12 protein-coding genes are annotated in these 12379 nt (G+C 67.5%); 5 read left to right on the plus strand and 7 right to left on the minus strand.

Annotated elements, in window-relative coordinates; genetic code table 11:
- Positions 1–93: 93 nt before the first annotated feature.
- The 4 genes from ctaE (at position 94) to qcrB (ending at position 4381) form a co-directional block, all read left to right on the plus strand.
- Entirely contained in the window at positions 94–741 is a 648-nt protein-coding gene (gene ctaE, locus ABD912_RS14695; protein WP_425548075.1) for an aa3-type cytochrome oxidase subunit III, read from the plus strand.
- Between the two features lie 62 nt (positions 742–803).
- Positions 804–1592 carry a cytochrome bc1 complex diheme cytochrome c subunit gene (qcrC, locus tag ABD912_RS14700; protein WP_345151840.1) on the plus strand — a complete coding sequence of 263 codons (789 nt, stop codon included), beginning with the start codon at positions 804–806 and terminating at the stop codon, positions 1590–1592.
- 71 nt (positions 1593–1663) lie between these two features.
- Positions 1664–2707, plus strand: coding sequence for a cytochrome bc1 complex Rieske iron-sulfur subunit (gene qcrA / locus ABD912_RS14705; protein WP_345151842.1), 1044 nt, complete (start codon positions 1664–1666; stop codon positions 2705–2707).
- A gap of 3 nt (positions 2708–2710) precedes the next feature.
- Complete coding sequence (gene qcrB / locus ABD912_RS14710; RefSeq protein WP_345151843.1) at positions 2711–4381, plus strand: cytochrome bc1 complex cytochrome b subunit; 1671 nt, start codon at positions 2711–2713, stop codon at positions 4379–4381.
- Positions 4382–4543: 162 nt separating this feature from the next.
- On the opposite strand, the gene ABD912_RS14715 is transcribed toward qcrB, so the two are convergent.
- The 6 genes from ABD912_RS14715 to ABD912_RS14740 all read right to left on the minus strand — a co-directional run bounded on the left by ABD912_RS14715 (position 4544) and on the right by ABD912_RS14740 (position 10590).
- A complete protein-coding gene (locus ABD912_RS14715) occupies positions 4544–5332 on the minus strand; it encodes a GntR family transcriptional regulator (RefSeq protein WP_345151844.1) in 789 nt (262 codons plus the stop codon).
- A gap of 161 nt (positions 5333–5493) precedes the next feature.
- Positions 5494–5895 carry a cytochrome c oxidase subunit 4 gene (locus ABD912_RS14720; RefSeq protein WP_345151845.1) on the minus strand — a complete coding sequence of 134 codons (402 nt, stop codon included), beginning with the start codon at positions 5893–5895 and terminating at the stop codon, positions 5494–5496.
- Between the two features lie 2 nt (positions 5896–5897).
- Complete coding sequence (ctaD, locus tag ABD912_RS14725; RefSeq protein WP_345151846.1) at positions 5898–7616, minus strand: aa3-type cytochrome oxidase subunit I; 1719 nt, start codon at positions 7614–7616, stop codon at positions 5898–5900.
- Positions 7617–7622: 6 nt separating this feature from the next.
- A complete protein-coding gene (gene ctaC, locus ABD912_RS14730) occupies positions 7623–8504 on the minus strand; it encodes an aa3-type cytochrome oxidase subunit II (protein ID WP_345151847.1) in 882 nt (293 codons plus the stop codon).
- Between the two features lie 217 nt (positions 8505–8721).
- Positions 8722–9096, minus strand: a complete 375-nt coding sequence (locus ABD912_RS14735; protein ID WP_345151848.1) for a HesB/IscA family protein — start codon at positions 9094–9096, stop codon at positions 8722–8724.
- Positions 9097–9180: 84 nt separating this feature from the next.
- Positions 9181–10590, minus strand: a complete 1410-nt coding sequence (locus tag ABD912_RS14740; RefSeq protein WP_345151850.1) for a dipeptidase — start codon at positions 10588–10590, stop codon at positions 9181–9183.
- A 39-nt stretch (positions 10591–10629) separates the two neighbouring features.
- Here ABD912_RS14740 and ABD912_RS14745 point away from each other — a divergent pair, with 39 nt between their 5' ends.
- On the plus strand, positions 10630–11217 hold the full coding sequence (locus tag ABD912_RS14745) for a DUF3043 domain-containing protein (protein ID WP_345151852.1): 588 nt from the start codon (positions 10630–10632) through the stop codon (positions 11215–11217).
- Positions 11218–11298: 81 nt separating this feature from the next.
- On the opposite strand, the gene ABD912_RS14750 is transcribed toward ABD912_RS14745, so the two are convergent.
- Positions 11299–12363: a DegT/DnrJ/EryC1/StrS family aminotransferase gene (locus ABD912_RS14750; RefSeq protein ID WP_345151853.1), complete on the minus strand. Its 1065-nt coding sequence runs from the start codon at positions 12361–12363 to the stop codon at positions 11299–11301.
- Between the last annotated feature and the right edge of the window lie 16 nt (positions 12364–12379).

The following is a 12379-nucleotide window of genomic DNA, read 5'->3' on the forward strand; positions in this document are numbered from 1 at the left end:
CCTTGTGATTCCGGGGATCTTGGGCTTGACCGGCTCCAAAAGCCGCCACGCGGGGCCAGATGCATTGGTGTGCCCGGCACTTTTATAGACATAATGGGCTCTGTGACAACTGCGACTCATGCCATAAATGCCCCGGCGCACGCTGCGCCGAACCGTCCCAACATGGTGTCGGTGGGAACTGTCGTCTGGCTTTCCAGCGAGCTGATGTTCTTCGCCGCGCTCTTCGCCATGTATTTCACGCTCCGCGCCGCCGCCCCCGACCTGTGGGCCGTGGAGAGCGCGAAGCTGAACGTGCCGTTCGCCTTGATCAACACGATCGTCCTGGTTTCCAGCTCCTTCACCTGCCAGATGGGTGTCTTCCGCGCCGAAGACCTGAAGCCCCGCCGCACCGGCGGCCTCTTCAACTTCAAGGAATGGGGCATGGTCGAATGGTTCATCCTGACCTTCCTCCTCGGCGCCATCTTCGTCTCCGTGCAGGCGTACGAGTACACCGAGCTGGTCCACCACGGCGTGGCGCTTAACTCCAACGCGTACGGATCCAGCTTCTACATGACCACCGGGTTCCACGGCCTCCACGTGGCCGGCGGCCTCATCGCCTTCCTGCTGGTCATCGGCCGCGCCTACATCGCGCGCAACTTCGGCCACTTCGAGGCGACCTCCGCCATCGTCACGTCGTACTACTGGCACTTCGTCGACGTCGTCTGGATCGCCCTCTTCGCGATCATCTACTTCCTGAAGTAGCACCGGCCAAACCCGGCCCCCGGCATTACAAGACCCAAGAAACTCTAGTGAGGAACCAGCAAGTGAAGGCTCTTTCGCAAAGGCGCCGCCATCCGCTCGCCGCCGCAGCCCTGCTCCTGATCGGACTGGTCGCCACCGGCGGCCTGTACACGGCTGCCGGCAGTGTCAACGAGGCCAAGGCCTCGACTGTCTACACCGCGAGCGATGTCGAAGAAGGCAACAAGCTCTTCGTCGCCAACTGCGCCACCTGCCATGGCCTCAATGCCGAGGGCACCCCCGACGGCCCCTCCCTCATTGGCGTCGGCGCCGCAGCCGTCGACTTCCAGGTGGGCACCGGCCGCATGCCGATGCAGATGCAGGGTCCGCAGGCCCAAGCCAAGCCGCAGCAGTTCACCGACGAGCAGACCGGACAGCTCGCCGCATTCGTAGCCTCCCTCGGTGCCGGTCCCGCAGTGCCGCACGAGGAATGGCTCGACACGTCCCTGGGCAACTCGGCCAACGGTGGAGCGGTCTTCCGCACCAACTGCGCCATGTGCCACAACGCCGCTGCCGCCGGCGGTGCCCTGACCCGCGGCAAGTTCGCCCCGTCCCTGGCGGGCGTTTCCGAGGCCCACATCTACGAGGCCATGGCCACCGGCCCGCAGAACATGCCGGTGTTCAACGACTCCAACATCTCCCCCGAGGAGAAGCGCGACGTCATCACCTTCCTGAAGGAAATCGAGTCGCAGGGTTCCCCGGGCGGCGCCGCCCTGGGCGCGCTGGGTCCGGTGTCCGAAGGCCTGTTCATCTGGACGGCGGGGCTGGGCATCATCATCGCCTTCACCATCTGGCTGACCTCCCGGTCCTCCTAAGGCCAGCCGGCGGCCCCGCAATGGCCGGCTCACTACGTACCTAGATATTTGAGAGAAGGATGAGAGACATCATGGGCGACCATAGTCACGGCGGTCCGAACGACTCGGGCACCGTTGCTAAGGCTGGCCCGGAGTCGCTGGAGAAGTTCCAGGACCCCGGCCTCCCGCCGCACCGGAAGCGCCTCGCGGACACCAGTCCGCGTGCAGAGAAGCGGGCAGAGCGTCAGGTGGCGTGGCTGTTCGTCATCTCGATCATCGGCACTCTGTCGTTCTTCATTGCCTATTTCGTCATAGGCAGGACCGACTCCATCAGCGCCCTGCGCACCCAGAACATGCTCCTGGGCCTGGGCACCGCCTTCGCGATGCTCGGCATCGGCGTCGGCATCGTCCACTGGGCCAAGACCCTGATGCCGGACCACGAAGTGTCCGAATCGCGCCACGAGGTCCGCCCGGAGGCGGACCGCCAGGATGCCGTAAAGATCATTGGCGACGTGATCGAGGAAACGGGCATCAAGCGCCGTCCGCTGATCCGCAACACCGTCATCGGCGCCATCGCCTTGGCCCCGATCCCGGCGATCTTCATGTTCCGCGACCTCGACCGCACCGGCGCCACCGCCAACCAGATCGTGGACCGCCTGCGCTACACGATGTGGGACAAGGACGTGAAGCTGGTCCGCGACCCGTCCGGCACCCCGATCAAGGCGTCCGACGTCCAGATCGGTAACGTGTTCCACGTGATCCCGGAGGGCCTCGGCGAGACCGAGCACCCGCTGAACGAGAAGGCCAAGGCCGTCGTCCTGCTGATGCGCCTGGACCCGAGCAAGATGAACATCTCCCCCGGGCGCGAGGACTGGCACTACAACGGCATCGTTGCGTACTCCAAGATCTGCACCCACGTGGGCTGCCCGGTCGCGCTGTACGAGCAGCAGACGCACCACCTGCTGTGCCCGTGCCACCAGTCGACGTTCGACCTCACGCAGGAATGCAAGGTCATCTTCGGCCCCGCCGGCCACGCGCTGCCGCAGCTGCCGATCACCGTGGACTCCGAGGGCTTCCTGGTCGCGCAGAGCGACTTCACCGAACCCGTCGGCCCGAGCTACTGGGAGCGTGGCTAATCCATGAGCACTGCAACTGAGTTCCAGGCCAAGACCCGGACCGGACGCATCGCGGACTTCGTCGACCAGCGTGTTGGCGGCTCCATGATGGTCAAGGAGTTCGGCCGGAAGATCTTCCCGGACCACTGGTCCTTCATGTTCGGCGAAGTGGCCCTGTACACGTTCGTGATCCTGCTGATCTCCGGCACGTTCCTGACGTTCTTCTTCGACCCCTCGATGGCGGAGACCCACTACGACGGCTCCTACAACCCGCTGCGCGGGGTGGAGATGTCCGTGGCCTACGCCTCCAGCCTGGACATCTCCTTCGATGTCCGCGGCGGCCTGTTCATGCGCCAGGTCCACCACTGGTCCGCGCTGCTGTTCGTGGCCTCCGTGTCCGTGCACATGCTGCGCGTCTTCTTCACCGGCGCGTTCCGCAAGCCGCGCGAACTGAACTGGGTCGTCGGCGGCGTGCTGCTGGTCCTGTCCCTGGCTGCCGGCTTCACCGGCTACTCCCTCCCCGATGACCTGCTCTCCGGCAACGGCCTGCGCATCATCGACGGCGTCGTCAAGGCCCTCCCTGTCGTAGGCACCTACATCTCCGCCTTCCTCTTCGGCGGCGAGTTCCCGGGCACCGCGATCATCGGCCGCCTGTACATGCTGCACATCATGCTGGTGCCGGCACTCATCCTCCTGATGGTCGCCATCCACCTGTTCATGGTCGTCGTGCACAAGCACACCCAGTACCCCGGCCCGGGCCGCACCGAGGACAACGTCGTCGGCTTCCCGGTCGGACCGGTGTACGCCGCCAAGGCCGGTGGCTTCTTCTTCATCGTCTTCGGCGTCATTGCCCTGATCTCCGGCTTCTTCACGATCAACCCGATCTGGAACTACGGCCCGTACGACCCCTCCCCCGTGTCCGCCGGCACCCAGCCCGACTGGTACATCGGTTGGGTCGACGGCGCGCTGCGCCTGATGCCGGGCGTGCTCGGCAACTTCAGCTTCGAGTGGATCATCCCGTTCCCGTGGGGCAACAACACGCTGGTGCTGAACGTGCTGCTCCCGGCGCTGGTTCCGGCCACGGTCCTGCTGGGCCTGATGTTCACCTGGCCGTGGATCGAACGCTGGATCACCCGCGACAACCGCGAGCACCACATCCTGGACCGCCCGCGCAACGCCCCGTTCCGCACGGCCGTCGGCGTCGCCGGTGTGATCTTCTACTCCGTCATGTGGGCCGCCGCCAGTTCCGACCTCATCGCGACGCACTTCCACGTGTCCCTGAACGATGTCACCTACTGGCTGCGCGCGCTGTTCTTCATCGGCCCGGTGGTCGGCTTCATCGTTACCCGCCGCCTGTGCCTGGCGCTGCAGCGCAAGGACCGCGACATCGTGCTCCACGGCCGCGAGGCCGGCATCATCGAGATGTCCCCGGAGGGCGCCTTCTCCGAGCGCCACGAGCAGCTCGACGAGTACAAGCGCTACCGCCTGGTGTCCTTCGAGTCGCACGACGTCATTCCGGCCCAGCCGAACGCCGCCGGGCACATCTCCGGCCCCGAGAAGAGCCGCGGCGCCCTGTCGAGGTTCTTCTTCGAGGATCGGGTCGCCCCGGTCACCCCGGCGGAACTCGCCGAGGCGCACGCCCACCACGGCCCCGCGGCCGTCGAGGGCGGCGAGAAGGCCCAGATCGGCCACTAGGGTGTTCGGCCGCTAGCAGCACGGCTTCCCGCACCCGCGAAAGGGGGCCCCATCCGGATGGATGGGGCCCCCTTTCGCATGCCCATGCAAAACGGCGGACAGCTTGCCCGCCCCGCTCCCCCATCCGGCCGGCGCGGGCGGCCCGAAGGCCGCAGGCAGGGGTCAGAAATCGTCCTCGTCGTAGGCGCGCGGCGGACGCACCCCCGGGCGCTGCAGCGGTACCCAGAGCTTGTAGCGGTCGGCACGGTAGAGGGAGATGGAGTAGTCCACCAGGTTCTGGCGGACGTAGGCGTGGCGTTGGATCCGCAGCAGCGGACTGCCGGCGTCGACGCCGAGGTACTGGGCGTCGGACGGTGCCGCCGCCGAGGCCTCGATCTGGTCCTCGCCCCACTCCATGACCAGCCCGTAGCGTTCGTTCAGGCAGCTGTAGAGGGACGTGGGAGCCGGCTCGTCCAGGAAGCCGGGCACCCGCGCGGAGGGCAGGTAGTTCTCGTCCAGGCTCATCGGCTGACCGTCCGCCAGCAGCAGGCGGCGGAACCGGATGACGGGGGTCCCCTCGTCGAGCTCCATTTCGCGCGCGACCGACACGGTCGCGGGCACCTCCTCGAAGCGCAGGACGCGGGCCGCGGGCACCATGCCGCGGCGCTGCATGTCCTCCGTGTAGGAGGTCAGCTTCACCTGCAGGTCCATCTTGGGGCGGGCAATGAACGTGCCGACCCCCACGACGCGTTCCAGCACCCCCTCCTCGACCAGGGCGTCGATCGCGTGGCGCAGCGTCATCCGGGCCACCCCGAAGTGTGCGGTGAGGTCGCGTTCGGAGGGAATCGGCTGGCCGGGACGTCCCCGGGACTCGATCTCCTGCTTTAGGGCGGACTTCACCTGCAGGTACTTCGCACCGCTGGCCGCCGGATCGAGACCGGCCCTGACTTCGAGCGGACGGCTATGGGGCATGCACGGACTCCTGGGCCGGTGGACGGGTGGTACCACCATGGTATGCGCATGGCCCCCGCCGCACGCCAAAACGCCGGTGGCGGCATCCCCCTTACGGGGGATGCCGCCACCGGCGTTTCGTGCTTGGCGCAGCCTGGACGGGCGCGGGAGCCCGCTAGGCGCTAGTGGGCGTGGTCGCCGCGGCTGTACTCGTACACCCAGCCGACCAGGCCGATGATGGCCAGTCCGACGCCGAGGAACAGCACCCAGAAGCCCAGGGCCAGGCCCAGGAAGCCGACGGCCGCGGCGGCGGCCAGCATCAGCGGCCACCAGCTCCACGGGGAGAACTGGCCGACGACGCCGGCATTCTCGTGGATCTCGCCGTCGAGGCGGTCCTCCGGACGGGGACCGACGCGCTTGGCGGTGTAGTACAGGTAGAAGCCGACCATGCCGGCCATGGCCGCCACCATGAACAGTGCCGGGAAACCGACCCATTCGTCCCAGTCGGTCATGACGCCGTAGACGATGCCGACCGGGATGAAGAAGAAGATTCCACCAAGGAAGAGCCAGGACTCGATCTTCATGTTTACAGGTCCTTCTGGTCGGCGGGGCCAAAGATCTTGGCAACGGCGGTGTCCGGCGTGTGGCGCATGCTCAGCTCCGGGTGGTGCAGGTCAAGCGCCGGGCGCTCCGAACGGATGCGCGGGATGGAGTGGAAGTTGTGGCGCGGCGGCGGGCAGGAGGTTGCCCACTCCAGGGAGGCGCCGAAGCCCCACGGATCGTCCACGGCGACCTTCTTGCCGTGGCGGGCCGTGATCCACACGTTCCAGAAGAACGGGATCATGGACATGCCCAGCAGGAAAGCGAACACGGTGGAGAACTGGTTCATCGCGGTGAAGCCGTCTTCCGGCATGTAGTCCGCATAGCGGCGCGGCATGCCCATGACGCCCAGCCAGTGCTGGATCAGGAAGGTGCCGTGGAAGCCGATGAACAGCATCCAGAAGTGGATCTTGCCCAGGCGCTCGTTGAGCATCTTGCCCGTCCACTTCGGCCACCAGAAGTAGAAGCCGGCGAACATCGCGAACACCACGGTGCCGAAGACGACGTAGTGGAAGTGCGCGACGACGAAGTAGGTGTCGGACACGTGGAAGTCCAGCGGCGGGGCGGAGAGGATGATGCCGGTCAGGCCACCGAAGAGGAAGGTGGCCATGAAGCCCAGGCTCCACAGCATCGGCGTCTCGAAGGTCACCGAACCGCGCCACAGGGTGCCGATCCAGTTGAAGAACTTCACGCCCGTCGGGACAGCGATCAGCATGGTCATGAAGCCGAAGAACGGCAGCAGGACCGAGCCGGTGACGTACATGTGGTGGGCCCACACGGCCACGGACAGCGCGGCGATGGAGATCGTGGCGAAGATCAGGCCCTTGTAGCCGAAGATCGGCTTGCGGCTGAAGACCGGGAAGATCTCGGAGACGATGCCGAAGAACGGCAGGGCGATGATGTACACCTCGGGGTGGCCGAAGAACCAGAAGAGGTGCTGCCACAGGACCGGTCCGCCGACCTCCGGGTCGAAGATGTGCGCTCCGAAGCGGCGGTCCGCGCCGAGGGCGAAGAGGGCGGCGGCCAGCGGCGGGAACGCCATCAGGACCAGGATCGAGGTGATGAGCGCGTTCCAGGAGAACACGGACATGCGCCACATGGTCATGCCGGGGGCACGCAGGCAGATGATCGTGGTGATGAAGTTGACCGCGCCCAGGATGGTGCCGAAGCCGGAGAGGGCCAGGCCGAAGACCCAGAGGTCACCGCCGACGCCGGGGCTGAAGGTGGTGTTGGACAGCGGCGCGTAGGCGAACCAGCCGAAGGAGGCGGCACCCTGCGGGGTGATGTAGCCGGCCACGGCGATGCTGGAGCCGAAGAGGAAGAACCAGAACGCCAGCGCGTTCAGGCGCGGGAAGGCCACGTCGGGCGCGCCGATCTGCAGGGGCATCATGACGTTGGTGAACCCGGCGAACAGCGGCGTCGCGAACATCAGCAGCATGATGGTGCCGTGCATGGTGAACAGCTGGTTGTACTGTTCCTTGGTCTGCAGGATCTGCATGCCCGGTTCGAACAGCTCGGCGCGGATGAGCAGGGCCATCACGCCGCCGATGCAGAAGAACACGAACGACGCGATCAGGTACATGTACCCGATGGTCTTGTGGTCGGTGGTCGTGATCCAGTTGACGATGATGCGTCCCTTGGATACCGGGACGACGCGCGGAGCGATCGCCTTGGCGTCGTCGGTCGCGTATTCGTAGGTGGTCATCGCTGACTACTCTCCTTCGCCGTGGGACGTGTTGGCGGAAGAATTGACGGTCCCCGGCTCGCGGTCGTACTCCTCGCCGATGTGGCCGTCCTCGAGCGTGGCGAGGTGCGCCTCGAACTCCGCCTCGGACACGACCTTCACGTTGAAGAGCATTTCGGAATGGTACTCGCCGCAGAGCTCGGCGCACTTGCCGTCGAACGTGCCCTCGACCTGCGGGGTCAGCCAGATGTGGTTCGTCTTGCCCGGGATCATGTCCAGCTTCTGCAGGAACGCCGGGATCCAGAACGAGTGGATGACGTCGCGGCTGTTCAGCTGGAACTCCACGGAGTGGTTGACCGGCAGGTAAAGCGTCGGCAGTTCGCCTTCGACGCCCTCGGTGCCGTCAAGCTGCGCCTGGACGCCGGCGAAGTACTTCTCCTCGCCCTTCCAGGTGTAGTTGAAGTCCCAGGACCACTGCTTGCCGCGCACGTCCACGACCAGATCGGAGTTCTCGATCGGGGTGTTGATGCTGCGTTCGGTGTCGTTGGAGAAGCCGAACAGGGTCAGGATGAGCATCAGCGGAACGGCCGTGTAGAAGATCTCAAGCGGCAGGTTGTAGCTGAGCTGGCGCGGGTAGCCCGTATCGTCCTTGCGGCGGCGGTAGGCCACCATGCACCAGATGATCAGTCCCCACGTGAGCAGGCCGATCAACAGCGCGGCGATCCATGAATTGACCCAAAGGTCCTGGATCATACCGGTGTGGTTGGTGGTATCCCGGTTCTCGTTGGGGAGCCAGCCACGCTGGACCTGCTCCGAACAACCCGTCAACAACAGCGCGCCTGCGGCGGCGACGGCCAAGACCTTGGCCTTGCCCCCGCGCCTGCTGCTGGTTCGGTCTTGCGAACTCACAGACGGCCCTTCCTCTTTGATAGTGCTGAATGATGCTTCAACCCGCCGCCGACCGGCATCTTTTGCTGGGAACCAGCCGTGACATGGCTAAAGAAATCCATAGTTTTACTACTCATCGTAGAGCTTACCCCTACGGGTACTCCAAACGTGACAGAAACTCCGCCCCTCCCGTTGGTTTACGCACGGGTTCGGGCGGAGTTTCCGGTCAGTCGGCTCCTTAGTGGAAGGAGTCGCCGCAGGCGCACGAGCCGCCCGCGTTGGGGTTGTCGATGGTGAAGCCCTGCTTCGAAATCGTGTCCTCGAAGTCGATCGATGCGCCGCTGAGGTACGGAACGCTCATCTTGTCGACCACGACCTCGACGCCGTCGAAGTCGCGCACGGCGTCGCCGTCGAGCAGCCGCTCGTCGAAGTAGAGCTGGTAGATCAGGCCGGAGCAGCCGCCCGGCTGGACGGCAACGCGCAGGCGCAGATCGGTGCGGCCCTCCTGCTCAAGCAGGCTGCGGACCTTGCCGGCGGCGACCTCCGACAGCTGGACCTCGTGGGTCGGCAGTTCGGTCGCATCGGCGCTGGTGTCGTTGGTGGCTGCTGTCATGGTTGTCCTCCGTTGCTGCTCGTGGCGGGCCTCCGGGACCAGGCCGGTCCCGCCCTTACTTCAATGGTACGTCGGGAGGCTTCCTTATATTCCCTGCGCGTCCAGCCGGGCCAGAAGGAGGGCCTCGGCCAGGACGGCGTTGCGGAAGTCCCCCAGGTGGAGGGACTCGTTCGGTCCGTGCGCGCGCGAGTCCGGGTCCTCCACCCCGGTGACCAGGATCTGGGCCTGCGGGAAGACCTCGGTCAGGTCGGCGATGAACGGAATGGAACCGCCCACCCCGATCTCCACCGCGGGCACCCCCCAGGCCTGCTCGAGCGCCCACAGGCAGGCCCGGGCGGCCGGGGCCGAGGTGTCGGTGGTGAACGCGTTGCCCGCCTCCACCGGCTCGAAGAGCACCTGCGCGCCAAAGAGGTCCTGCGCCAGCACGTGCCGCTCGAGCGCCTCCAGGGCGGCCTGCGGGTCCTGCCCGGGGGCCAGGCGCAGGCTGACCTTGAACCGGGCCGAGGGAACCAGCGTGTTCGAGGAAAGGGCCACCGAGGGGGCGTCGAAGCCGATCACGGACAGGGCCGGCTTGTTCCAGAGCCGGTCGGAGAGGCTGCCGCTGCCGGCCAGCCGGTAGCCCTCGACGACGTTGGCGTCGGCGCGGAAGGCTTCCTCCGCGTAGTCCACGGCCGCGCCCTCGCTCGCCTGGAGCCCTTCGACGGCCACGTTGCCCTCGGCGTCGTGGAAGCTGGCGACCAGCCGGGCGGCCAGGGTCGGCGCGTCCAGCACGGGTCCGCCGAACATGCCCGAATGCACGGCATGGCCCAGCACGCGCACCTCCACGACGGCGGCGGCGAGCCCGCGCAGGCTGGTGGTCAGGGCAGGCACGCCGACCTTCCAGTTGGTGGAGTCGGCCACCACGATCGCGTCGGCCGCCAGCAGGTCCCGGTGCTCCTCGAGGAAGCGGCGGAAGGTCGGCGACCCGGCCTCCTCCTCCCCCTCGATGAACAGGACCACGCCGAGCCCGAAATCCGCTGTGGTGTCCAGCACCGCGCGCAGGGCCGCGAGGTGGACCATGATTCCGGCCTTGTCGTCGGCCGCCCCGCGTCCGTACAAACGCCCGTTGATTTCCGTTGCGGTGAACGGCGGGGTGTTCCACAGTGCGTCGTCCCCCGGCGGCTGCACGTCGTGGTGGGCGTAAAGGAGGATGGTGGGCTTGCCTGCCGCGGCGGGCCGGCTGGCGACGACGGCGGGTCCGCCGGGCTTGCCCGCCGGGGTGTCCACGCGCAGGATGCGCACGTCGTCGAGGCCGACGCCGCGGACCAGGCCGGCCACGGCCTCGGCGCTGCGCTCCAGCTGCGCCGGATCGAAGGCGTCCCAGGCGATGCCCGGAATCGCGACCAGGTCCTTCAACTCGCCGAGCGTCCGCGGCAGGGCGGCGTCCACCGCCGCTGCGACGGCGGCGGCGGGGGCCGCGGCGTGACCGTATTGTGCCGTGTCAGGGGTAGTCATGTGGCACAGCCTACCGCCGGTCCGGGCTAGACTTGGCGGGTGTTTGGACGCAAGAAGGACGAAGCCGCCGCCTCGCCGGCCGCCGCCGAGGAACTGACCAAGACCCCCACCCAGGGCAAGGGCGCGCCGACCCCGAAGCGCAGCGCCCAGGTGGCCAGCCGCAAGCGGCCGCTGGTGAGCACCGACCGCAAGGCCGCGCGCGAGGCCGCCCGCAACGAACGCCTGGCCGCCCAGGAGCGCCTGCGGATCGCCAACGAGACCGGCGACGACCGTTACATGATGGTCCGCGACAAGGGGCCGCAGAAGCGTTACGCACGCAACTTCGTCGATGCCCGCTTCATGGTCGGCGAGTACCTGATGTTCGCCATCTTCGCGTTCCTGATCGTCTCGCTCGTGATGCCCTCCAGCGCCCAGACGCAGGTCGGCATCACCTTCGCCCTGTGGGCGGTGCTGGGCATCACCGTCCTGGACGCCTTCCTCATGACCCGCCAGCTCAAGAAGCGCCTGGCCGCCAAGTTCGGCCAGGTGGATCGGGGCGTGCTGTGGTACGCGGCCATGCGCGGCCTCCAGTTCCGCAAGCTGCGCGTGCCCAAGCCGCTGGTCAAGCGCGGCCAGAAGGTCGACTGACCGCAGGGCATCACCTAACCGCAGGGCATGGGCTGACCTGGCGCGGGCCACCACGGCACGCGTCAGGTCACATCCGTCAGTTCACATTGCCGCCGCGGTGCGCAGGCCGGCCACCACGCGGTCAACGTCCGCCGCGTCCATCCCTTGGTGGAGCGGAAGGACCAGCACGGCGTCGTTGAGGCGTTCGGTGGCCGGCAGCGGCACCCACGTGCCGACGTGGCCGGCATAGGCCGGATGCAGGTGCGCGGCCAGCGGGCCGCGGCGGGCCTGGATGTCGTCCGCGGCGAGCTTTTCCAGCAGCTGCCCGCGCTCCAGCGGGAATTCGGGCAGGACCTCCAGCCAGAGGGACTGGAAGTTGGAGGCCCCGTACTCGGGGTCGGCCGTCAGGCGCAGTCCGGGCACGTCCGCCAGCCCCCTCCCGTAGTGCTCCGCCAGTTCGCGGCGCCGGGCCACCACGTGCGGAATCCGGTCCAGCTGGACCAGCCCCACGGCGGCCTGCAACTCCGTCATGTCGGCGGCATCCTCCCGCAGCCTGCGGGCCCGCTCGGCCCGCTCCCACTCGTGCGTGGTCAGCATCCCGCCGTTGCCGGCGGCGGGGAACCTGCGCCGGAGGAACGACCACGCCGTCACGTGCGCACCGGTGCCCACCGGACGTCCCCAGTAGGAGGACCCCGCCGCGCAGGACGCATCCTCGACCAGGGTCAGTCCGTGCTCGTCGCAGAGCGCGCGGATCGGCCAGAGGTCCGCCGGCATCCCGCCCTGGTCCACCACGATCACGGCGGTGGCCGTTGAGCTCAGGGCGCCCGCGAGCGTTCGGGCGGTGACGTTCCCGGTGGCGGGATCCACGTCGGCAAAGACGGGCCGGGCGCCCAGGCACGCCGGCGCGTTGGCGGTGGCCAGGGAGGCGAACGAGGGCACGACCACGTCGTCGCCCCGGCGCACGCCCGCCACCTCCAGGGCCAGGTGCAGCGCCGCCGTCCCGCTGCTGGTCGCCACGGCGTGGGCGCTGTGCCGGTCCGCGGCAAAGGCGGCCTCGAACTGCGCGGTGCGTGGCTCCGGCCCGACCCGGCCCGACGCCAGGACGTCCGCGACGGCCTCGGCCTCCGCCGACCCAAGCCACGGCTTCATTACATCGATGCGTTCCATTGGTGCCCCCCTGCGG

The organism is Arthrobacter ginkgonis (assembly GCF_039540195.1).
Lineage (GTDB): Bacteria > Actinomycetota > Actinomycetes > Actinomycetales > Micrococcaceae > Zafaria > Zafaria ginkgonis.

Excerpts from the sequence above, each read along its gene's own strand:
- ABD912_RS14750 (WP_345151853.1), bottom strand. The coding sequence starts at position 12,363 with ATGGAACGCATCGATGTAATGAAGCCGTGGCTTGGGTCGGCGGAGGCC.
- ABD912_RS14740 (WP_345151850.1), bottom strand. The coding sequence starts at position 10,590 with ATGACTACCCCTGACACGGCACAATACGGTCACGCCGCGGCCCCCGCC.
- qcrB (WP_345151843.1), top strand. The coding sequence starts at position 2,711 with ATGAGCACTGCAACTGAGTTCCAGGCCAAGACCCGGACCGGACGCATC.
- ABD912_RS14715 (WP_345151844.1), bottom strand. The coding sequence starts at position 5,332 with ATGCCCCATAGCCGTCCGCTCGAAGTCAGGGCCGGTCTCGATCCGGCG.
- qcrA (WP_345151842.1), top strand. The coding sequence starts at position 1,664 with ATGGGCGACCATAGTCACGGCGGTCCGAACGACTCGGGCACCGTTGCT.
- ctaE (WP_425548075.1), top strand. The coding sequence starts at position 94 with ATGGGCTCTGTGACAACTGCGACTCATGCCATAAATGCCCCGGCGCAC.
- ctaD (WP_345151846.1), bottom strand. The coding sequence starts at position 7,616 with ATGACCACCTACGAATACGCGACCGACGACGCCAAGGCGATCGCTCCG.
- ABD912_RS14720 (WP_345151845.1), bottom strand. The coding sequence starts at position 5,895 with ATGAAGATCGAGTCCTGGCTCTTCCTTGGTGGAATCTTCTTCTTCATC.
- ABD912_RS14735 (WP_345151848.1), bottom strand. The coding sequence starts at position 9,096 with ATGACAGCAGCCACCAACGACACCAGCGCCGATGCGACCGAACTGCCG.